Origin of the sequence: Myxococcus sp. CA023, from assembly GCF_010998615.1 — a bacterium.
Classification (GTDB): domain Bacteria; phylum Myxococcota; class Myxococcia; order Myxococcales; family Myxococcaceae; genus Myxococcus.
On the sequence record NZ_JAAEAH010000021.1, the window covers coordinates 83,724 to 104,858 of the forward strand.

19 protein-coding genes and 1 pseudogene are annotated in these 21,135 nt (G+C 69.1%); 15 read left to right on the plus strand and 5 right to left on the minus strand.

Annotation, left to right across the window (positions count from 1 at the left end):
* Window positions 1–21: 21 nt before the first annotated feature.
* The 3 genes from F8M74_RS11780 to F8M74_RS11790 all read right to left on the minus strand — a co-directional run bounded on the left by F8M74_RS11780 (window position 22) and on the right by F8M74_RS11790 (window position 2,857).
* Window positions 22–1,098, minus strand: a complete 1,077-nt coding sequence (locus tag F8M74_RS11780; protein ID WP_171410294.1) for a hypothetical protein — start codon at window positions 1,096–1,098, stop codon at window positions 22–24.
* A gap of 79 nt (window positions 1,099–1,177) precedes the next feature.
* Entirely contained in the window at window positions 1,178–1,732 is a 555-nt protein-coding gene (locus F8M74_RS11785; protein ID WP_216620137.1) for a DUF2378 family protein, read from the minus strand.
* Between the two features lie 126 nt (window positions 1,733–1,858).
* Window positions 1,859–2,857 carry a bile acid:sodium symporter family protein gene (locus F8M74_RS11790; RefSeq protein WP_141256510.1) on the minus strand — a complete coding sequence of 333 codons (999 nt, stop codon included), beginning with the start codon at window positions 2,855–2,857 and terminating at the stop codon, window positions 1,859–1,861.
* Window positions 2,858–3,031: 174 nt separating this feature from the next.
* Between F8M74_RS11790 and F8M74_RS11795 the strand changes: the two genes are divergently transcribed.
* Window positions 3,032–3,226, plus strand: coding sequence for a hypothetical protein (locus F8M74_RS11795; protein ID WP_140796509.1), 195 nt, complete (start codon window positions 3,032–3,034; stop codon window positions 3,224–3,226).
* 13 nt (window positions 3,227–3,239) lie between these two features.
* On the opposite strand, the gene F8M74_RS11800 is transcribed toward F8M74_RS11795, so the two are convergent.
* A complete protein-coding gene (locus F8M74_RS11800) occupies window positions 3,240–4,547 on the minus strand; it encodes an MFS transporter (protein WP_141256524.1) in 1,308 nt (435 codons plus the stop codon).
* 74 nt (window positions 4,548–4,621) lie between these two features.
* On the opposite strand from F8M74_RS11800, the gene F8M74_RS11805 reads away from it, so the two are divergent.
* The 6 genes from F8M74_RS11805 (at window position 4,622) to rtcA (ending at window position 13,216) form a co-directional block, all read left to right on the plus strand.
* Window positions 4,622–5,983, plus strand: coding sequence for a hypothetical protein (locus F8M74_RS11805; RefSeq protein ID WP_141256511.1), 1,362 nt, complete (start codon window positions 4,622–4,624; stop codon window positions 5,981–5,983).
* A gap of 46 nt (window positions 5,984–6,029) precedes the next feature.
* Entirely contained in the window at window positions 6,030–6,641 is a 612-nt protein-coding gene (locus F8M74_RS11810; RefSeq protein WP_141256512.1) for a YdeI family protein, read from the plus strand.
* Between the two features lie 570 nt (window positions 6,642–7,211).
* Window positions 7,212–8,549, plus strand: coding sequence for a PAS domain-containing sensor histidine kinase (locus F8M74_RS11820; protein WP_141256514.1), 1,338 nt, complete (start codon window positions 7,212–7,214; stop codon window positions 8,547–8,549).
* Window positions 8,539–9,972, plus strand: a complete 1,434-nt coding sequence (locus tag F8M74_RS11825; RefSeq protein ID WP_141256515.1) for a sigma-54 dependent transcriptional regulator — start codon at window positions 8,539–8,541, stop codon at window positions 9,970–9,972. Before F8M74_RS11820 ends, F8M74_RS11825 begins: the two co-directional genes overlap by 11 nt.
* Before the next feature lie 70 nt (window positions 9,973–10,042).
* On the plus strand, window positions 10,043–11,980 hold the full coding sequence (locus tag F8M74_RS11830) for a CocE/NonD family hydrolase (protein ID WP_141256516.1): 1,938 nt from the start codon (window positions 10,043–10,045) through the stop codon (window positions 11,978–11,980).
* 153 nt (window positions 11,981–12,133) lie between these two features.
* A complete protein-coding gene (rtcA, locus tag F8M74_RS11835) occupies window positions 12,134–13,216 on the plus strand; it encodes an RNA 3'-terminal phosphate cyclase (protein ID WP_141256517.1) in 1,083 nt (360 codons plus the stop codon).
* 19 nt (window positions 13,217–13,235) lie between these two features.
* On the opposite strand, the gene F8M74_RS11840 is transcribed toward rtcA, so the two are convergent.
* On the minus strand, window positions 13,236–13,559 hold the full coding sequence (locus F8M74_RS11840; RefSeq protein ID WP_141256525.1) for a hypothetical protein: 324 nt from the start codon (window positions 13,557–13,559) through the stop codon (window positions 13,236–13,238).
* A gap of 78 nt (window positions 13,560–13,637) precedes the next feature.
* On the opposite strand from F8M74_RS11840, the gene sppA reads away from it, so the two are divergent.
* From sppA to F8M74_RS11880, 8 genes and pseudogenes are all read left to right on the plus strand, one after another.
* Window positions 13,638–15,455: a signal peptide peptidase SppA gene (gene sppA / locus F8M74_RS11845; RefSeq protein ID WP_141256518.1), complete on the plus strand. Its 1,818-nt coding sequence runs from the start codon at window positions 13,638–13,640 to the stop codon at window positions 15,453–15,455.
* 25 nt (window positions 15,456–15,480) lie between these two features.
* Entirely contained in the window at window positions 15,481–16,554 is a 1,074-nt protein-coding gene (locus F8M74_RS11850) for a lipid A deacylase LpxR family protein (protein WP_141256519.1), read from the plus strand.
* A gap of 362 nt (window positions 16,555–16,916) precedes the next feature.
* A complete protein-coding gene (gene apbC / locus F8M74_RS11855) occupies window positions 16,917–18,002 on the plus strand; it encodes an iron-sulfur cluster carrier protein ApbC (protein WP_141256520.1) in 1,086 nt (361 codons plus the stop codon).
* Between the two features lie 16 nt (window positions 18,003–18,018).
* A complete protein-coding gene (locus F8M74_RS11860; RefSeq protein WP_141256521.1) occupies window positions 18,019–18,528 on the plus strand; it encodes a hypothetical protein in 510 nt (169 codons plus the stop codon).
* Between the two features lie 2 nt (window positions 18,529–18,530).
* Window positions 18,531–18,974, plus strand: a complete 444-nt coding sequence (locus F8M74_RS11865; RefSeq protein ID WP_140791975.1) for a hypothetical protein — start codon at window positions 18,531–18,533, stop codon at window positions 18,972–18,974.
* A 76-nt stretch (window positions 18,975–19,050) separates the two neighbouring features.
* The gene (locus F8M74_RS11870) at window positions 19,051–19,899 is read left to right on the plus strand and encodes a 3-hydroxyacyl-CoA dehydrogenase family protein (RefSeq protein WP_141256522.1); all 849 of its coding nucleotides are present in this window, start codon (window positions 19,051–19,053) and stop codon (window positions 19,897–19,899) included.
* Between the two features lie 39 nt (window positions 19,900–19,938).
* Window positions 19,939–20,715: an enoyl-CoA hydratase-related protein gene (locus tag F8M74_RS11875; RefSeq protein ID WP_141256523.1), complete on the plus strand. Its 777-nt coding sequence runs from the start codon at window positions 19,939–19,941 to the stop codon at window positions 20,713–20,715.
* Between the two features lie 4 nt (window positions 20,716–20,719).
* Window positions 20,720–21,135 (plus strand): annotated as a pseudogene (locus F8M74_RS11880) (hypothetical protein); the annotation flags it as partial.

The following is a 21,135-nucleotide window of genomic DNA, read 5'->3' on the forward strand; positions in this document are numbered from 1 at the left end:
GCGCCCTGAGCACTCGCGCCGCTACGCGCCTTCGGCCACGGCGGGCGGTGCCTCGCCCGGTGCCTCCGAGACAGACGTCTCATCCCATCCGATGTAGCGCACGCCCTCCAGGGGCTCGGGCGCGTGGAACTCCAGGGCGCCCACGGTGGACGTGAGCCGTCCGTCCGGTCTCCACGCCGCGAAGGGATGGGGGCGGGTGAAGCGCTCCAGCTCACAGGTGGCCACGTCGCTCTGGGCCACGTGGACGTCCCAGCCCGTCGGGTCCCGGTAGACGTAGCCCACCAGTGTCTTGGGATCGCACCACGCGCGGCCCTTCACGGCCACGGTGGCCGAGCGGGCCTGGAAGCACAGCTCACCCGGCTGTGGCGACTGCAGGCGCGTGAACAGCATGTCCGGGGCCTCGTGGAACCGGTGTTGCCGTCGCGCGGTGCGCAGGTAGATGGGCGACAGCCGGGGACTGAGCGGATGCTGGCGGGAGCGCACGGACAGCACCTCCAGGCGGGCCTCTGGGTCCTCCTGGAAGCGTGGCACGTAGAGCCACGTCAGCTCCTCCAGCCGACGGTGTCCCCACAGGTGCTTCTGGAGCCCCGGCGCGCCCTGGACGTCATACCGGTGCCCGTCCACGGTGACGGCGCCGGTGAAGGCGATGTCGTCATGGGCATGGGCCACGTGCGTCGTAAGTGGAAGCAGGTCGGCGCCCCGAGGAGCACGTCGCACCGCCTCCGCGGTCTCCGGCGTGTAGCGCAAATCCCATTCGATGGAATGGCCTCCCGAGGCGACGCGGCCATGGCACCGGCCCGGGGCCAGCTCCGCGTCACCAATCCGGATGCCGAAGCGGCCCGAGTCCTCGGTGGAGAAGCGGGAGAGGGGATGGATGGCCTTCAGTCCCAGCGCGGGCGTGGCGGTGGCGCAGTCGAAGGCCGCCGCCCACAGCAGGGCGCGTGGCTCACCGGGGGCTCCCGGCGCTGGGGTGAAAATCGTGTAGCGGAACCACCAGGCGCGCTCGCCCCCAGGGTCGAGCACACACAGAAACCAGATTTCGAAGAAGCCTTGCTGCCCCTTCCAGCGCGGAAGATTGGCGCGCTCGCTCGACGGCATATCGTCCCCCCTCACCAATGGCGCCAGAGCGCCATCGCGGACTACCGTCGCAGAGGGGCGCCCCCCAGGGCAAGCCGCCTCAGCGGCCCGAGTCCTTCCAGGAGACGCGGTACGTGACGCAGTGTTCGTCGAAGGTGCGGACATCCACCGACGCGGCCACGCCACCGGCGGCCCGGGACATGGCGAGCATGACGCCCTGCTTGAAGTAGCGCAGCATTCCGGGCTCGTTGAGCCAGACCTCGGCCTCCGTCGGTCCCGTCTCCGTGATGCGGACCTCGGTGTAGTTGTTGCTCGTCCGGAATCCGTGCTGTGCCTTCGACAGCATCCGCCAGGGCCCCAGCAGCTTCATCACCCCGAGCAGGGCGCGGCCCATCAGCGTGTCGCGGTAACCGTCAATCATCCGCTCGCCGAGCATCCGCCACGCCACCTCGTCGGGCTCGTGGGGGTGCAGCGCCTTCGCTGTCAGCGTGACACAGCGAATCCACGACTCCAGGGAGTAGGCAGGGAGGAGTGGCCGGTCCAGGTCCAGTCCCTCGCTTCGCAACTGCTCTTTGAGCAGGGGCGTCACCCGCCCGGAGAGTCCCCGGACGAAGAGCCCTTCCACGATGGGCGGGAAGACGAGTCGTTCGGCCATGGAGTGCATTCCAGCCCGGGCTGTACCGGCCGGGTCAAGCCAGGCCCCTGACGTTCTGTGCGGCTCTGACATACGTGGTCTGCGCACCTACCACAGTGCCGGTCCGCCGGGGATGTGCACCGAGGCCTACGCGGCAGGGTATCCCGCCGGGCGCTTCGCGTAGCGTTCCGCCAGGAGCGAGCACACGAGGAGCTGGGCCTGGTGATAGAACATCAACGGCAGGACGATGAGCCCCAGGGCGGGATTGGCGCCGAAGAGCAGCCGCGCCATGGGCACACCTGAGGCCAGTGTCTTCTTCGACCCACAGAAGACCACCGTGATTTCGTCCTCCTTCGAGAAGCCCAGCGCCCGAGCCGTCCGCGTGGTCAGCATCAGCACGATGGCCAGGATGAGCACCGCGCCCACGAAGGCCACGCCCAGCACCGCCGCACCGTAGTCGGAGAACAGGCCCGAGGCGATCGAGTCACAGAACGACGAATAGACGAGGACCAGGATCACCACCCGGTCGAAGGCATTCGTGTAAGGCCGGTAGCGGGCGAACCAGCCGCCCACCAGCGGGCGCAGCAATTGCCCCAGTGCCAGGGGGAGCAGCAGGAGGGTCGACAGCTTGAGGATGGCCTGGCCCATGGAGAGGGAGTGCCCGGTGGCGCTGGCGAACAGGCCGATGATGAGCGGCGTCAACACGATGCCCAGCAGGCTGGACAGGCTGGCGTTGAAGATGGCGGCGGGCACGTTGCCTCGGGCGACGCCCGTCATCGCGACCGAGGAGGAGATGGTCGACGGCACCGCGCAGAGATAGAGCAGCCCCAGCGACAGGTCCGCTGGCATCCAGCGGCCCACCAGCACGTCGCCCAGCCACCACAGCAGTGGAAACACAACGAATGTGAAGGCCTGGACCACCACGTGGACGCGCCACGTCACCACGCCCGCGCGGAGCTGGGCCGCGGGCAGGCCCAGGCCGTGGAGCAGGAACACCGCGAAGATGCCCACGTCGGCGACGACGTCCGCGTGCATCGGTCCGCCCGACGCGCCGAACTCCGGGAAGAGCGCGGCCAGGATGACGGCGCCGAACATCCCCAGCAGGAACCAGTCCCGGGCAAGTCGTTTCACGAGGCGAAGGGGCATGTTTGCCCCCCTTACTCCGGGCACCGGCGGACCTCCACCGGGTATCGCGGTCCTCGCGGTAGTGACCGCGGCACGGTCCTCCCGGCGGACCGCCAGACGTGCCCAGGACAGTCTGCACGCCAGCACGCCTGGCCGGCGGCTTGCGGCGACGCGCGGCTGCGTTACCTGAAATACATGACCGAAGTGAACGCAACCTCGCGTGACTACACGCTTCCCGAGGGGTGCCCCGTCTGCGCGGCGGACCTGCCCGTGCGCGTCACCGCCTCCGGTCCCAGCGCCGTGTGCCGCCATTGTGGCTGGCTGGGCCGCCCCCTCATCACCGTGACCCATCGCGGCCTGCGCGTCAGCTACGACGGCGCGCAGGCTTGAGCATCGCGGGACATCAACTCGCGGGCGCCGCTGGAGGCTCCTTCGTCCTCGCGAAGGACTCCAGGCGGTCCACCCGCCGCAGCTCGGGAAAGGCCCACGCCCAGAGCGCGACCACCGCCAGCGTGCCCACCGCTCCCGCGACCACCGCGGGTACGGCGCCCATGTACTCGGCGAACCCGCCCGCGCGGAACTCGCCCAGTTCGTTGGAGGCGCCAATGGCCATCATGTTCACCGCGCCCACGCGGCCGCGCATGTCGTCCGGGGTGGCCATCAACTCCAGCGTGTGGCGGACCACGACGCTGATCATGTCCGCGGCGCCTGCTATCGCCAGCGCCGCCAGCGACAGGGGCAACGAGCGGCTCATCCCGAAGACGAGCGTGGCCGCGCCGAAGATGGCGACCGCGATGAACATCTTCCGGCCGGTGTTGCCGCCCATGGGCCGCATGGCCAGGAAGACGGCCACCACCGCGGCGCCGAACGCGGGCGCACAGCGCAGCAGCCCCAGGCCCCATGGCCCCGTGTGCAGGATGTCCCGCGCATAGATGGGCAGGAGCGCCACCGCGCCACCGAAGAGCACGGCGAACAGGTCCAGGGTGATGCTGCCCAGCAGCAGGCGCTGCCGTCGAACGAAGCCGAGTCCCGCGACCAGGGTCGACAGGGAGAGCGGCTCGGCGGACGCGCGCCCGGTCCGCACCTTGAGGACGAGAATCCAGATGACGGAGAGGGCGCACAACACCGCGGAGGCCGTGTAGGCCCCCGTGGCGCCGGCCCAGCCATAAAGGATGCCGCCCACAGCCGGGCCGCCAATGGTGGCCACCTGCCACGTGGTGGAGTTGATGGCCACCGCGCGAGTCAGTTGCTCGGGCGGCACCAGATGCGGGGTGAGCGCGGAGCCCGCCGGGGCATGGAACGCGCGCGCCGCGCCGAAGAGCACCAGGACGCCATAGACGAAGCGCACGTCGCGGATATGGCCCAAGGTGAAGGCGAGCAGCAGCAGGCTGCAGACCAGCATCACCGTCTGACACACCGCCAGGATGGTCCGCCGATCCACGCGGTCCGCCACCTGGCCGCCCACCAGACACAGCGACAGGAACGGCACGAACTGCGCCAGCCCCGTGTATCCGAGCGCGAGTGCGCTGCCCGTGAGCTCGTAGACCTGCCAGCCAATGGCCACCGACTCAATCTGGACGGCCAGCACCGCGCACAGGCGCGCCAGCAGATAGAAGCGGAAGTCTCGATGTTGGAAGATGGAGAGCCCGGAAGCCGCAGCTAGATGAGTCATGCTGGCGGCGCTGTAATCCACGGGCCCGTCGCGCGCCACCATCTGCCTGTGTCGGCTCCGAAGGGGGCAGGGGCATGGGTACGCCAAGGTCGCCGTGATACCTTCCTTTCCCGATGAACAAGGACGCGAAGGACGGGGTGAACCAGGTCTCCACGCCACGATCGGCTCCACGCATTCTGGGACGCGTCATCGCCGTGATGCTGCTGACGGTCCTGGGCGGCTGCCGCAAGTCCGATGCGGAGCGAGCCGCACTGGAGCGGGAGGAAATCGAAGCGCGCATTCGCGACGCCTACTCGCTGGTCCCGTACCGGGCGCTCAAGCTGACGATGCGCGCGGAAGGTCAGCCGAACGCTCCCGCTGAGATCGCCGCGCTCTGGCAGACGCTGGCGGACACGCGGGAGCTGCCGGCGAAGGCTGCCTCCGAGGAAGAAGCGCTCCGTGTGGCGAAGGCGTACCTGGACCTGGGCGTCGCGTTCTACAAGGCCAAGAAGACGCTGGAGCAGCGCGACGAAGACGAGTTCCCCCTCCTGTGGAACCGCTTTCAGCCGGACCAGCCGCCTCCGCTGCCGGGCTACGACGCGGGCCAGGAGCACGCGTTCCTCTCCGCGCTGTGGTTCGTGCTGGATGCGGCGGACTCGGGCAACCGTGTCCCCGCGACCGACCTGGTGCTCTATGAGCTGTCGCGCGCCACGCCTCAGCCCGCGTGGCCGCCAGGGCTGCGCGTGTCGGTTCGCGGCAGCCGGGGGATGGCCTTCTGCGGCGCGGGCTATCACTACGCGGCCGAGGAGGAGCTGAATGCGTTCCTGTCCGAAGCCGAGGCGATGCCCGCCAGCGACTTTCCAGCGATGCGGGATGCCGCGCCGGCACAGGTTCGCGAGACGCTGCTCGCCACGGGCTACTTCCTGCGGGCCTGGAACCGCATGGGTCTCAAGCGCGAGCGTGCGGCGGAGGACGACCTCGAGCGGGGCCTGGGCTCCCTGGAGAAGCTTGGCATCGAGAATGAGCTGACGTGGTGGGGCTGGGCCTTCATCCACTTCCGCCGGGAGCGCTACGACGAATCCGCGCGCTACCTCGACACCCTGGCGAAGAGTCCGTACCTGGGCGAGACCGAGCGGCGTGACATCCAGGCCAGCGCGGATGCGATGCGCAAGCACGGCGAACGGCTGCCCATCTTCCTCCAGGCGCGGGCCGCCGCCATCCTGGGACAGGCGCTCGTGGCGAGAGCAGGGGGCCCGGAGAAGATCCTCGTCACGCTCCTGGGACCGGAGCGGGCAGGGCAGGTCCTGGCGCCCGTCCTGTGGATGGACCGGGTCCGTCAAGGCCTCGCGCAGCGCTCCATGGACGACTTCGCCCGCGCGGCGGGGGATTCCTTCGAGGGCGTGCGGGCCGCTGGCGGCAAGGGCCTGCGCTCATTGAAGGAGAAGCTGCTGGGCGGTGGAGGCGACACGAAGACGGCGGCGGAGAGTCCTCCGTAGGTTGTTGGCAGGGCGCTGGCGGCCCGTGCTATCCGCTGACGCCGCCATGAGTCCGACGAAGAAGGCCGCCGCGAAGAAGGCCCCCGCCGCTGAGCTCCCCACGATTGCCTTCGCGTCGCCCGCGGAATGGGCGTCCTGGCTCGAAGCGAACCATGCCTCGTCGCGCGGCCTCTGGTTGAAGTTGGCGAAGAAGGGCTCGGGCATCGAATCCGTCACCTACGCCGAAGCGGTCGATGTCGCGCTCGAGTGGGGCTGGATTGACGGTCAGAAGAACGCCTTCGATGACACCGCGTGGCTCCAGAAGTTCACTCCCCGGGGCGCGAAGAGCGTCTGGTCCAAGATCAACTGCGAGAAGGTGGAAACGCTCATCGCCGCGGGCCGGATGAAGCCATCGGGCCTGGAGGCCGTGGCGCTCGCCAAGCAGGATGGCCGCTGGGACGCCGCCTACGAGTCCCAGAGCAAGGCCACCGTGCCCGAGGACCTGGCCCGCGCCCTGGCCGCGAATGCGAAGGCGGCCGCGTTCTTCGCCACGCTCAACGCGGCGAACCGGTACGCCATCCTGTGGCGCGTCCACACCGCGAAGAAGGCGGAGACGCGGGCTCGGCGAATCGAACAGTTCGTCGAGATGCTGGCCCGGCACGAATCGCTGCACGCATGAACGGGGACCAGCCCCGGCAAGTCCCATGCCGATACCCGGCGCCGCCCGTGTGCCGGAGGGCCGTGCGGCGGACCTGCCGGAAACCCGGCACCCTGCCGGAACCCCGGCGGTGACCCGACCCCGCGGGGTGGTTTCACGCGCACGTCACCTCCGCGGTTGCCTCACGCAACTTCATCCTTTTTCACGAAAGGACGTCTGGAGCCCATGGCACGGTGCGTTTCGCCGCTTCCTCGCGAAGTGGCGCGCCCCGGTGAACGGCCGGACAGCCGGTGGCATCACCATTGCTCCAGGCCGGATGCGTTTCACCGTCCACGCATCCGCCAAGGGGAAGTCAATCCATGTTGCTCGACATGTACCTGTACTTCGGCCTGCCACTGCGGCCTGCGCCGCGCCGCGCTGCGTCCCAGGCCAGCCAACCCCGCATGTCCTCCACCGAACGCACGGCGACGGGAGGGCAGACCGTGTCCGGGGCCCGCGTCCCGGAACGAAAGGCGGCGCCCCAGTTGACGGTCATCGAGGGGGACGCGGCTGACATACGATGAGCGGGGAGGCGTGAGCGGGAGAAGCCCCATGGACTCGCGGACCCAGCGCTACTTCGAGGACATCCAGCTCAAGCACTTCGGGCGCCTGTTCGGCCGGCTGGTTCGTGTCCGCCTGTTCCTGTCGCTGTTGCTGTTGCTGTCCGCCGTGTGTGTCGCCGTCATCGACGGCGCGCCCTGGCGATGCGTGTTCATGAGCGTGGTGGGGGTGGGTGCCTTCACCTGCTTCTTCCAGGAGTTCCGCCGCTTCCAGCGCGACGGCGTCGACGCGCGCAGCGTGCCCCTCAACCTGTGGATGGGGCAGATCATCCTGACGTGCATCATCGTGGGGACAGGCGGCATCGCCAGCCCCGTCCTCCCCGCAGCATTGCCCCTGGGCTTCTTGTCGAGCCTCACGGCGGCGCCTCGGGTGCGCTCGCGGCTGCTGATGGCACAACTGTCCACGCTGATGGTCGTCTCCTTCGTCCAGATCTCCGGGCTGGTTCAGGGGTTGCCCCTGTGGTTCCTCGGCGCGCCGTCGCCCGTCCTGCTCGTCGCGGGCGCCCTCGTCACCGCCATCATGCTCTGCGTGTGCAGCGCCGCGGGCGGCGCCATCCGGACGACCTTCGACAACATGCTGAGCGAAGCGCTCGCCAGCCGCGACGAGCTGCTGGCCACGCATCGCTCGTATGCGGGCGCCCTGGAGGCCATGTCCGGAGAGATTGCCCACGAGCTGAAGAACCCGCTGGCCACGGTGAAGGGCCTCACCCAGCTCATGGCGCGCGAAGCAGGTCGCGCCCAGCCCGCAGAACGCCTGCAGGTGCTGTCGGGCGAGGTGGTGCGGATGCAGGGCATCCTGGAGGAGTTCCTCAACTTCACTCGGCCGCTGGTGCCTTTGACGGTGAGCCCCGTGAACCTGGGCGCGCTGTGCGACGAAGCCCTGGTGCTACACGAAGGACTGGCGGCGGGTCACGGCGTGCGGCTGGAGCGCAAGGGCACGGAGGGCGTGGAGGCGGTGTGTGACTCGCGCAAGGTGAAGCAGGTGTTGATGAACCTGCTGCACAACGCCATCGAGGCCTGTCCCGCGGGCGGGCGTGTCTCCGTGGAGGTCCGCGCGCTGCCCGTGGGCGAGGCCCGCGTCTCCGTGCGCGACTCAGGGCCTGGACTGGCCTCCGAGCTCGTGGCCCGTGTGTTCGACGCGGGCGTGACGACCAAGGCCAAGGGCTCCGGGTTGGGCCTGACGGTGGCGCGTGCCCTGGCGAGACAGCACGGCGGAGACGTCACGCTGGCGAATGCGGTAGGAGGCGGATGCGAGGCGGCGTTGACGCTTCCTCGAGAGCTGCCAGCGGAGCTCCTGCGGCCACTGCACGGAGTCGCGAATGTGGGATGAGGCAAAGGAGGGCGGCACCACGCGCGTCCTGGTGGTGGATGACGACGCGGGCGTTCGCTTCACGCTGAGGGAGATGCTCAAGAGCCTCTCCGGCGTCGAGGTGGATGAATCCGTGGATGGCGAGGACGCGCTGGAGAAGCTGTCGGCGCGGCCCTACGAGCTGGTCATCTCCGACTTGCGCATGCCTCGGATGGACGGCATGGCGCTGGTTCGCCGGCTGAGTACGTTCCCTCGGTCGCCTCGCGTCATCGTCATCACCGCGCATGGCTCCGAGCGCTTCGCGGTGGAGGCCATGAAGGCGGGGGCCTACGACTACTTCCGCAAGCCCTTCGACGTGGATGAGCTGCTGGCGGTCGTCTCCCGCGCGCTGGAGTCGGTACGGCTCCGCGAGGAGAACACACGGCTTTCAGGTGAGCTGAACCTATCCCGCTCATTGGTGTTCGTCTCGGAGCCCATGGCCCGGCTCGCGCAACTCGTGCAACGGGCGGGCTCACGGGATGTGACGGTGCTCATCACCGGCGAGAGCGGCACGGGCAAGGAGCGGGTGGCGGACGCGCTCGTCCGGGCCTCGCCGCGCGCGAACCGGCCCTTCCTGCGCTTCAACTGCGCGGCACTCACCGAGGAGCTGGCGGAGGCCGAGCTGTTCGGCCACGCCCGGGGCGCCTTCACCGGAGCCCACCGCGCGCGGCCTGGGCTCTTCCGTGAGGCGGATGGCGGCACGCTGCTGCTGGACGAGGTGGGCGAGCTGGCGCCCACGCTCCAGGCCCGGCTCCTTCGCGTGCTTCAGGAGGGCGAGGTGCGCCCGGTGGGGGAGGACCGGCCGGTGACGGTGGACGTGCGCATCATCGCCGCCACCCACAGGGACTTGCGCCGTCTGGCCCTGGAGGGGGCGTTCCGCGAGGACCTCTACTACCGGCTCAACGTCGTCCAGCTCCGGGTGCCGCCGCTGCGCGAGCGCCCCGAGGACATCCCCGTGCTGGCACGGGTGTTCCTGGACCGCTTCATCGACCGGTTCCACACCGGCCCGCTGAAAATCCCCGACGGCTTCTTCGAGCAGCTCCGTGCCTTGCCGTGGCCGGGTAACGTGCGCGAACTGGAGAACACGCTGGAGAGCCTGGTCGCGCTGTCCAGCGAGGGGCGGCTGGACCTGGGCCAGTTGCCTTCCACGGAGCCGGCAGGCGCGGATAGTGGTTTCCCGGGGGCGTCATCGGACCCGGTCCGTCCAGGGCCGCAGGACGGGGAGCCCGGCGCGGGGCTCAAGGAGCGCGTGGAGGCGTACGAGCGCGGCCTGGTCCTGGACGCGCTGCGCATGGCGGGCGGAAACCGCAGTGAAGCGGCGCGGCGGCTGGGCATTGGCCGGGCCACCCTGCATGACAAGCTGCGCAAGTACGGGCTGGACGAGGGCGGGGAAGAGCGGGGCTGATTCCGGGAACAAGCGGGCCGCTCGCGGTGTTGCGGGCCGTCCTTCCAGCGTCATCGTTCCAGGAGCGTGCATGCATCCCGTGACCCGATGCCTCGCGGCTGTCCTGCTGGCCACCGTGGCAGGCCCGGCGCAGGCGCAGTCCACCCCGCCAGCCCCGAAGCGCCCCTACAGCATCTCTCCCGAGCGCACCGAACGCGTCCGCTCGCAGTACACCAAGTTCGAGTACCGCATTCCCATGCGGGACGGGACGCGCCTGTTCACCTCCGTCTACGTCCCCGCGGACGCGTCACCGGGGAAGCGCTATCCCATCATCCTGGTGCGCACGCCGTACAGCGTCGCGCCCTATGGCGTGGACCGGTATCCCCCCGCGCTGGCCCCCACCGAGGCGTTCGAGAAGGACGGCTTCATCTTCGCCTTCCAGGACGTGCGCGGCCGCAACATGTCCGAAGGCGAGTTCGTCAACGTCCGCCCCCACAAGCCGAAGAAGGCCGGGCCCAAGGACTTCGACGAGAGCACCGACACGTACGACACCATCGAGTGGCTGGTGAAGCGCGTGGCGAACAACAACGGCCGCGTGGGCCAGTGGGGGATTTCGTACCCCGGCTTCTACGCGTCGGCGGGCGCCATTGATTCGCACCCGGCGCTCAAGGCGGTGTCGCCGCAGGCCCCCATCGCCGACTGGTTCTGGGATGACATGCACCGCCACGGTGCCTTCAACCTGGCGCTGGCGTTCAACTTCTTCTCCACGTTCGGAAAGCCCCGGCCCCATCCCACGGACAACGAGGAGTGGCAGCGCTTCGAGCACGGCACGCCAGACGGCTACCAGTTCTTCCTGGACCTGGGCCCCCTGGGCAACGCGGACGCGAAGCACATGAAGGGGGACGTCGCCTTCTGGAAGGACGTCACCGCGCACCCCAACTACGACAGCTTCTGGCAGGCGCGGAACCTGCTCCCGCACCTGAAGAACATCAAGGCGGCGGTGCTCACGGTGGGCGGCTGGTACGACACCGAGGACCTCTACGGCCCCCTGCGGACCTACGCCGCCATCGAGAAGCAGAACCCCGGCATCTCCAACAGCCTCATCATGGGCCCGTGGCCGCACGGCGGCTGGCAGCGCGGCGGTGGCGAGTCCCTGGGCGACGCGGACTTCGGCTTCGCCACCAGCGAGACCTACCAGGCACTGGCGCTGGACTTCTTCAAGCACCACCTCAAGGGCGGCGCGAAGCCGGACGTGCCGGAGGCCATGGTGTTCGAGACGGGCGCCAACCGCTGGCGCCGCTTCGACACGTGGCCGCCCAAGGGGCTGCGCGAGACGCGGCTGTACTTCCAGCCCAAGGGTGGCCTGGCCACCACGGCGCCGAAGACGACGGGCGCGTCCTTCGCCGAGTACGTGAGCGACCCAGCCAAACCCGTGCCGTACACGCAGGAGATGATGACGGGCTGGAGCAAGGACTACATGACGGAGGACCAGCGCTTCGCCGCGCGCCGGCCGGACGTGCTGGTGTTCGAGACGGAGCCGCTGGAGCGCGACCTCACGCTGGCGGGACCGCTGGAGGCGGAGTTGTGGGTTTCCACGACGGGCACCGACGCGGACTGGGTGGTGAAGCTGGTGGACGTCAACCCGGGCAAGGTGCGCGGGTGGCGCAAGGGCGATGAAGAGAAGGGGCAGAAGAACCGGGGCCATCAGCAGACGCTGGTGCGCGGCGAGCCCTTCCGCGGCCGGTTCCGCGACAGCTACAGCGAGCCCAAGCCCTTCAAGCCCAACGAGGTGACGAAGGTGCGCTTCGTCATCAACGACGTGTTCCACACCTTCCAGCGTGGACACCGCGTGATGATCCAGGTCCAGTCGAGCTGGTTCCCGTTCATCGACCGCAACCCGCAGACCTACGTGCCCAACATCTTCGAGGCGAAGGAGGAGCACTTCACGCGCGCCTTCCACCGCGTCTACCACTCCGCGGCGAACCCCAGCTTCATCCAGGTGGGCGTGCTGCCCTCGTTGGACGAGTAGCGCAAGGGCCCCCACGCGGAACCCTCCGTTCGCCGCCATCAGGGCTGCTTCTGTGCAGCGGCGAAGGGAAGGGTGTTCTCGTGGGGGTGCCAGCCTTGCGTTCCTGTTACCCTGCGCCTTCATTCACGCGGTGGCACCTGAAACGGGAGGGACATGACCGGCACCCAGGGGCCCGACACCGGGCTGGTGCGGCTGGATGGGAGTGAGGGCGAAGGGGGCGGCCAGATTCTCCGCTCCGCGCTGTCGCTGTCGCTCATCACCGGCCGCCCGTTCCACATCACGCGCCTGCGCGAGCGACGTGATCCGCCCGGTCTGCGTCCCCAGCACCTGGCCTGCGTACGCGGCGCCGAGGCCCTGTGTGGCGGTGCCGCTTCTTCCGAGGGCGCCACCGTCGGCGCCTCCGAGCTCTCCTTCACCCCGGCCCCCGTGCGCGCCGGCGACTACCTGCTGGAGGTGGGCACCGCGGGCAGCACGCCGTTGCTCTTCCAGTGCCTCGTCTATCCGCTGGCCCTGGCCGGCGGAGGACGGCTGACCTTGCGAGGCGGCACGCACCTGCCGCACAGCCCCAGCTTCCACTACGTGGCCACCGTCTGGCAGCCGGTGGCGCACGCGTATGGCCTGCCGGTGTTGCTGTCCCTGGTGCACGCCGGCTTCTACCCGGAGGGCGCGGGGGAGATTGTCGCGGAGGTGGGGCCGCCGCAGGAGCCGCCCCGGCTGGTGGAGCTGCCCGCGCGAGGCATGTTGCGCGAGGTCCGCGTGTCGTCCTTCACCGGCGGGCTGCCGTTCACCATCGCCGAGCGTCAATCCAGGGCCGCCGTGGGGGCGCTGCGTGAGCGCGGCATCCTGGCGGAGGCGGACAACCGCCCGCTGGCGGTGACGCGCTCGGTGGGGACTGTCACTTTCGTCCTGGCCCAGTTCGAGCACACCATCGCGGGCTTCACCGCGCTGGGAGAGCGGGGCCGCCCCGCCGAGGACGTGGGCCGCGAGGGAGGAGAGGCCCTGGCGCGGTTCATGGAGACGGGTGGGGCGCTCGACGAGCACCTCGCCGATCAGATTCTCCTGCCCGCCGCGCTGCTGGCCGCCGGGCGCCTGGGGCCGGCGACACCGGGCACCACGCGATTCACGGCGGCGCGAATCACCGACCACCTCACCACCCACGCCCGTGTCGTGGAGCGCTTCCTTCCCGTGCGCGTCACGGTGGATGCGGGAGGTTCCGTGGAGGTCCGGCCCGCCTGAAGTCCGGGCCGGAACCGGCTCAGGCGGCTTCGTCGTCGCCGCGGTTGGCGCCGAAGGTGTTCTGCCCCCCGATGTCCTTGGACGTGTTCCGGTAGGCGCGGATGCCGAAAGGCACGGCGACCACGAACACGAGCCCCGCGAGGCCGATGGCCATCCACGGAATCGGCTTCTGCTTGAGCTGGACGTCCTTGCCGTAGGAGTTGAGGTTGTTGCCCATGGCGCGCTGCTTGGCGGCCTCACGCTCCTCGGCGGTCATCTCGCGGGGGGCCTGGAAATCCTGGACCTGCTTGCGAGGCTGGGCCAGCGCGGCACCACCCGAGCTGAGCGCGAGGACGAGGAACATCCGGGGAACGAGGTATCGCATATGGCGGGGGAGGCTATCACGACCCAACGGATGGACTGAACAGGGCTTGCACGCTGAGTGAGCGTCCATTACGGGCCGGGGACCCACATTTCCATTCCGGACGCCATGCTGCGCCTGCCCTTCATCGTCCTCGCCAACCTGTACCTCCTTCTGGTCTCCCTGCTGGGCGCCCCCTTCCGGATGATGGCCGCCAGCCACCGGCCCGCCTACGTCCGCTTCCGGCTGACGGGGGATCCGCCGTACCGCGAGCGGCGCCGGCGCCGGTTACAGCTGGGGGGCAGCCGCCCCGAGCCGTCGGATGTCACCTCCGTGGAGCGCCTCCGCGAATCGTTGGAGCTCCTGGCGAAGGACGGCCGGGTGAAGGGCATCCTCCTGGAGGTGGAGGACCTGGCAGTGCCCGCGGCGAAGCGGGATGCGCTGGTGGCGGTGTTGATGGCCTTCCGAGCCCAGGGAAAGCGGGTGGTGGGCTGGGCAGTCCACGTGGACAACGAGGCGTATGCCCTCTTGTGCTCGGCGGACGAGGTGCTCCTGCCCCCCATGGGCCGCGTGGAGCTGGTGGGCTACTCCGCCGAGTCCACCGCCCTGGGCGTGGGCCTGTCGCGGGTGGGCATCCGGCCGCAATTCATCCGGCGCGGGGATTACAAGACGGCGCCGGAGCTCTTCACCAGGCCCGTCGTGTCGGACATCCAGACGCGGACGGTGGAGTCGTTCCTGGATGAGCGCTACGCGGACCTGGTGGACGTGGTGGCTCGGGGGCGGCGCAAGACGCCGGAGGAGGTCCGGGCGCTGATCGACCAGGGGCCCTTCAGTGCCCGCCGGGCATTGGACGCGGGGCTGGTGGACGCGCTGGTGAGCGAGGCGAACCTGCCCGCGCACCTCGGGCTGGCGAAGCCGGGGGACGGGGAGGAGGAGACGGAGCTGGAGCCGATGGAGACCTATCTCTCCACGATTCCGTTCCCGCCGGTCCGTTGGAAGCGGCTGCGGCGGAACCCGCGCGTCGCGGTGGTACCCGTGTCTGGAATCATCATCCCGGGCAAGGGGGCCAGCGGGAAGATGGCGACCGCGGAGACGGTGGTGAAGGCGCTGCGCGCGGCGGGGCGGGACAAACGGTCGAAGGCGGTGGTCGTCTACATCAGCAGTCCGGGCGGGACGCCGCTGGCGTCGGAGCAGATGCTGGAGGCAGTGCAACGCGTGGCGCGGAAGAAACCCGTCATCGCGTACATGGACCGGGTGTGCGCCAGTGCGGGGTACATGGTGGCGGTGGGCGCGAAGGAGATCTGGTCTGCGCCGCACGCCATGGTGGGCTCGATTGGTGTCTTCGCGGGCAAGTTCGACATGTCCGGGCTGATGGAGAAGCTTGGGGTGCACAAGACGGTGCTGGTCCGGGGGCAGAACGCGGCCATGCTCTCGTTCTCGCGTGGCTTCACGCCTCAGGAGCAGGCCACGCTGGAGGCCGAGGTGGAGGAGATGTACCAGGCCTTCCTCGACATCGTCGCGAAGGGGCGGGGGCGGACGAAGGAGGAGATCCACCAGTTGGCGGAGGGCCGCGTGTACTCGGGCGTGCGCGGCAAGGCAGTGGGGCTGGTGGATCAGGTCGCGGGCTTCGAGGAGGCCTGTCGCCACGCGCTGTCGCTGGCGAAGGTGCCGGCGGCGGAGCGGTTCGAAATCATGACCTATGGCGAGCCCAAGCAGCGGGTAAACCTGTTGCGGCTGTTGATGGGGGCGTCCCATGCGCAGACGTATGCGCTGTGCCCCACGGCCTTGAGCCTGAATGGGCTGGGCGGCACGGAGGCGTTTGAAGATGCCGCGCGCTTCGGGGTGGCCGACGTGGTGGGTAGAGTGTTTCCTGATGACCAGTGGCCATTCGGGGGCTGACGGGCGCGAGCGGTAGACTGAATGGATGCTGAAGGCGCTCGCGTTGCTGACCGCATCCTGTCTGGCCCAGGCGGAGGCTTCTTCCGCCGCGAAGGTGGAGCAGAAGCTGCCGTTCGTCACGAGCCTCCACTTCGAGAATGACGTGTTGGCCAAGAGCGACCGGCTCTACACGAACGGCGTCCGCATCGAGCACTTCGGGGAGTACGACGGGTGCCGTTCCATCGCGCGGACGCTGCGGCTTCCGGACGGCGTGCAGCACCGGTACCTCTGTGGCGGCTCGTTGGCGCAGAACATGTACACGCCCAGCCGCATCGTTCCGCTGCCGGAGCAGGAGGTGTTCCCGGATCCGAATGACCGGCCCTACGGGGGCTGGCTGCACGGCGGCATCTTCTTCCAGCACATCTATGCGGGGAGGGCGCCCGCGGACTCGTCGAGACTGACGCTCCAGGCCACGGTGGGCGTCACGGGGCCGGCGTCCGGGGCGGCGCAGACGCAGCGCTGGCTGCACCGGACGCTGAACGACATCTTCGGGCACACGGTGGCAAGGATTCCGGTGGGTTGGGAGAAGCAGTTGCCCACCGAGCCCGCGTTCCACTTCTCCGCGCTCCGCGAGCAGCCGCTGCTCTGGAGCCCCGTGGTGGACGTGACGTGGTCCGCCGGGGCGATGCTGGGCACGGTGTTCGTGAACGCGAGCCTGGGCGGAACGGTCCGTGTGGGCTATCTCGCCCGACCGTATGGCCTGGCGCCGATCATGCCGTCCGTGGTCAAGGAACTGGAGGCGCAGCGGGCGCCGGGAGAGGCATCCTCGGAGCTGATGACCATTCGAGATGAACGTGCCTGGGAGGCCTACCTGTATGCCCGAGGGCAGGCGAGGGTGGTCGCGAGGAACCTGTTCCTGGATGGCACGCTCTTCCGGCCGAGCATCAGCGTCCGGAAGGCGCCCATCGTCGGGGACAGCGAGTTCGGCGCGGCCTTCCGCACGGGCGGGTTCCAGTTCGGCCTGGGCATGGTCTTCCGTTCCCAGGAGCTGGCCGACCCGCCCAACCCGCTCCTGTCAGGGCACCGGTTCACCCAGATTCAGCTGTCGTACTTGCACTGAAGTCTGGGTGGACAATGACTCGCACAGTTAGTCCGGATCGGTTGCCGATAGACAATCAGTTGCGCATCCTCACGATGCTGCGTGGTGATTGTGACATCGATGTTTTTATCGGGAAAAGCTCGTACGGCATCGCGGCCATCGAGTAACTCACCGGGCCCTCGCCCCGCCGCCCGAGTCCCGCACCAGCGCTCCTGATAGGCCCGTTCAGCGGGCCGACACTCAGTAGCCGTGCCTGACACCTACAGGGTGCGCTGGGCGTACAGCCCCGTTAAACGACGTTGACAGCCCCCCCTGGGCTGGCAGATTCCGCGCCCGCTGGCGGCTTACAACCGCCCGTTTTCCAAAAGGTTTCAGGTGTCCAGATGAGCGTTACCCAGGCCGACATCCTCGCTGCGATGTCGAAGGTGATGGATCCCGAGCTTCACATCGATCTCGTGAAGGCGGGAATGGTGAAGGACATCCACGTCAGCGGGGACACCGCGAAACTCAAGATCGAGCTCACCACGCCTGCCTGCCCGATGAAGGGGAAGATCCAGGCCGACTCCGAGGCGGCCCTCAAGGCCGTCCCCGGCCTCAAGTCCTTCGACATCGAGTGGGGCGCCCGGGTCCGCCCGGCCGGCGGGGGCATGCCCGCTGGCGCGCTGCTCCCCCAGGTGAAGAACATCATCCTCGTCGGCGCAGGGAAGGGCGGAGTGGGCAAGTCCACCGTCTCCATCAACCTCGCCACGGCCCTGGCCCAGCACGGCGCCAAGGTGGGCCTGCTCGACGCGGACTTCTACGGCCCTTCCGTCCCCCTGATGACCGGCCTGGGCGACAAGCGCCCTGTCAGCCCGGACGGCAAGTCGCTCAACCCGCTTGAGGCCCACGGCCTCAAGGTCATGTCCATCGGCTTCCTCGTGGAAGCCGACCAGGCGCTCATCTGGCGCGGCCCCATGCTCCACGGCGCGCTGATGCAGCTCGTCCGGGACGTGAACTGGGGCGAGCTCGACTACCTCGTCCTCGACCTGCCGCCCGGCACCGGTGACGTGGCGCTCACGCTGTCCCAGTCCGTCCGGGCCGCGGGCGCCGTGCTCGTCACCACGCCGCAGGACGTGGCGCTCGCCGACGTGGTTCGCGCCAAGCAGATGTTCGACAAGGTCCACATCCCCGTGCTGGGCATCGTGGAGAACATGAGCCAGTTCGTCTGCCCGAACTGCTCGCACACCACGGCCATCTTCAACCACGGCGGTGGCCGCAAGGCCGCGCAGATGTTCGGGATTCCATTCCTCGGTGAAATCCCGCTGGACCTGAAGGTGCGGGAGTCTGGAGACTCCGGCGTTCCGGTGGTCGTGGGTGCCAAGGACAGCCCGGAGGCGAAGGCCTTCCAGGAAGTCGCGCGGAACATCGCAGGGCGCGTGTCAGCCCAGAGCATCAAGAGCGTTCCGCTGCCGGTGATGCAGGCCCGCTAACTATCGAGGAGACATCATGGCCCCGGCCGGCAACGACGACTTCCCGCCCGAACCGCTGCTCGACGAAGACGAACGGCAGGACCGAACCAGTGGCTCCAACGGGCCCGCGGGCTTCGTTCCGGAGTTCGTTCGCCGCATGGCCGTGGCCGGCCTGGGTGCCCTCTTCATGACGGAAGAGGGCATCCGCAACCTCGCAGGCCAGCTCAAACTCCCCAAGGAAGCCCTGGGCTTCATCCTCGGTCAGGCCGAGAAGACCAAGGACGAGGTGACGCGCGCCGTCACCGAAGAGCTCCGTCGCTTCCTCCAGTCCGAGAAGCTGCGAGACGAGTTCCTCAAGCTCATGTCCGGCATGACGGTGGAGATCAAGGCGCAGATCCGCCTGGTGCCTCCCGAGAAGGAGGAGAAGCCCTCCGAGTCGGAAGCCCCCGCCGAGCCCACCAAGTCCCGCCGGTCCGCCACGCCCAGCGTGGTCATCTCCGAGCTCAACGCGAAGCGCCCCAGCGCGAAGCGCACCAAGAAGGAGTAACGGTGGCGGACACGCCCCCTCCCGCTGAGTCCCCCTCGAGTGCCGCGCCGCCTCCGCGCCCGAACGAACGGAAGAGTGCGCTGGCCAAGCGGCTGCCGCTGCTCCTGCTCGTCGCCCTCGGGCTCTACCTGTGGCAGGTGACGGGCACCCCCGAGCGCGACGTCGCCTTCCAACTCGCGGGCCCGGGCTGGGCCTCCGTGCGCGCCGTGGACCTGCAGATCTCCGACCCGGAAGGCCAGCTCCTCAAGCGCGAGGAGCGGTTCTTCCCCTCGGGACCACCACCTGAACTCACGTACAAGGTGGACCTGCCCGAGGGCACCTGGGACGCGGCGCTCTTCGTGAAACGTGAGGGCAGCGACGCCCGTGTGCGCCTGGAGACGGAGCTCGTCGTCGGCGAGGAGCAGTACATCGTCCGGCAGCTTCAGTTGCCCGCCGCAGTTCGTTGACCGCCCTGGGGGCGTGGGCTAAGGCCGCCCGCACGCCGTACTTCACGCTTTCCGACCCTAGAGGTGCGTACACGCCATGGCAACGGAACACATTGTCGTCGTCGGGGCAGGGCAGATGGGCGCGGGCATCGCGCAGGTGGCACTCGTCGCGGGCCTTCGCGTCACGCTGGCGGACGTCTCCGAGGCGGGGCTCGCCAAGGGCGCCGACCGCATCCGCGCCGGCCTGAAGAAGCTGGTGGAGAAGGGCAAGCTCGACGCCGCCAAGCAGCAGGCCGCCGAGGCCAGCCTCGTCACCGTGACGAAGGTCACCGACGCCAAGGACGTGGACTTCGCCGTCGAGGCCGTGACGGAGAGCGAGGGCCTCAAGCGCGGCATCTTCCTGGACCTGGACGAAATCGTGCGCCCGGGCGGCGTGCTCGCCACCAACACGTCGTCCATCCCCATCACCCGGATCGCCGCGTATACCAAGCGCCCCGAGTCCGTCATCGGCATGCACTTCATGAACCCGGTGCCGGTGATGCAGCTCGTGGAGATCATCCGCGGTGCCGCCACGTCCGATGAGACGTACGCCACCACGCGGGCCCTCGCGGAGAAGATGGGCAAGACGACGGTGGTCTCCAAGGACTACCCGGGCTTCATCGTCAACCGCATCCTCATCCCCATGCTCAACGAGGCCTGCTTCGCCGTCATGGAGGGCCTGGGCTCCGTCGAGGACATCGACACCGCGATGAAGCTGGGCACCAACCAGCCCATGGGCCCGTTGCAGTTGGCGGACTTCATCGGCCTGGACACCGTGCTCTACATCGCCGAGGTGCTCCACAAGGGACTGGGCGACCCCAAGTACCGCCCCAGCCCCCTGCTGCGGCAGTACGTGGAGGCCGGCTGGTACGGCAAGAAGAACGGCCGCGGCTTCTACAAGTACTGAGCCCCTCGGTTACCCACTTCCACCCCAGGAGCCTCGAACATGGCCTACGAGAACATCCGGCTGGAGCAGGAGGGCGCCATCGCGACCCTCTTCATCGACCGCCCCAAGGCGCTCAACGCCCTCAACACCAAGACGCTGCAGGAGCTCGAGTCCGCGCTGAAGTCCCTTCCCGCGGACGTGCGCGTCCTCATCGTCACCGGCGGCGGCGAGAAGGCCTTCGTCGCGGGCGCGGACATCGCGGAGATGGCCGCGCTCACCGACGCGCAGGCCCAGGAGTTCGGCGCCCTGGGGCACCGGGTCATGGCCGCGCTGGAGGCGCTGCCCATTCCGACCATCGCGGCCGTGAACGGCTTCGCGCTCGGCGGCGGCTCCGAGCTGGCCCTGGCCTGTGACTTCATCTACGCCTCCGAGAAGGCCAAGCTTGGCCTGCCGGAAGTCGGCCTGGGCGTCATCCCCGGCTTCGGCGGCACCCAGCGCCTCACCCGCGTGGTGGGCCGCGCCCGCGCCAAGGAGCTCATCTTCACCGGCGACCGCATCGACGCGGCGAAGGCGAAGGAGATTGGCATGGTGCTGGAGGTCCTCCCCGCGGACGGCCTGCTCGCGCACTGCCGCGCCGTGGCGGAGAAGATTCTCAAGAACAGCCCGCTGGCCATCTCCAAGGCCAAGCAGGTCATCGAGGCCGGCGCCGACCAGGACCTGCGCGCGGCGAACGAAATCGAGCGCCAGGCCTTCGGCGACCTGTTCGGCTCCGAGGACCAGCGCGAAGGCATGAAGGCCTTCCTGGAGAAGCGCCCCGCGACCTTCACCGGGAAGTAGCGCGGTGAAGGGGCTCGCGGCCGGGGGACTGCTGGTGTGTCTCCTGGCCGCCGTGCCGGCCCAGGCTTCGGACGAAGGTAAGGACGACGACGGGCGGGCCCCCGTGCTGGTGTCCTGGAAGCGCTCGCTGTGCCTCTACACGGGCTGCTTCCTGGAGCCGCTCGTGCCCGACGTCCGCTACGAGTGGGGGCCGGGTGCCCAGGAGGGTTGGGTGCTGTCCTGGCCCATCCACCCGTGGGCTCTGCCGCCGCTGGACGTGCCAGGGCCCACGCTGGTGGTGTCGCCCTTCCTGGAGCCTCAGCTCCGGCTGGGACGGACGGCCTTCCGGATGCTCGCTGGGGCACGGGTGTATGCGTTTCCTGACGCAGCGCGCTTCGGAGTGTTGGCCGAAGGCGCGGGGCTGTGGGGGCGGGACGGATC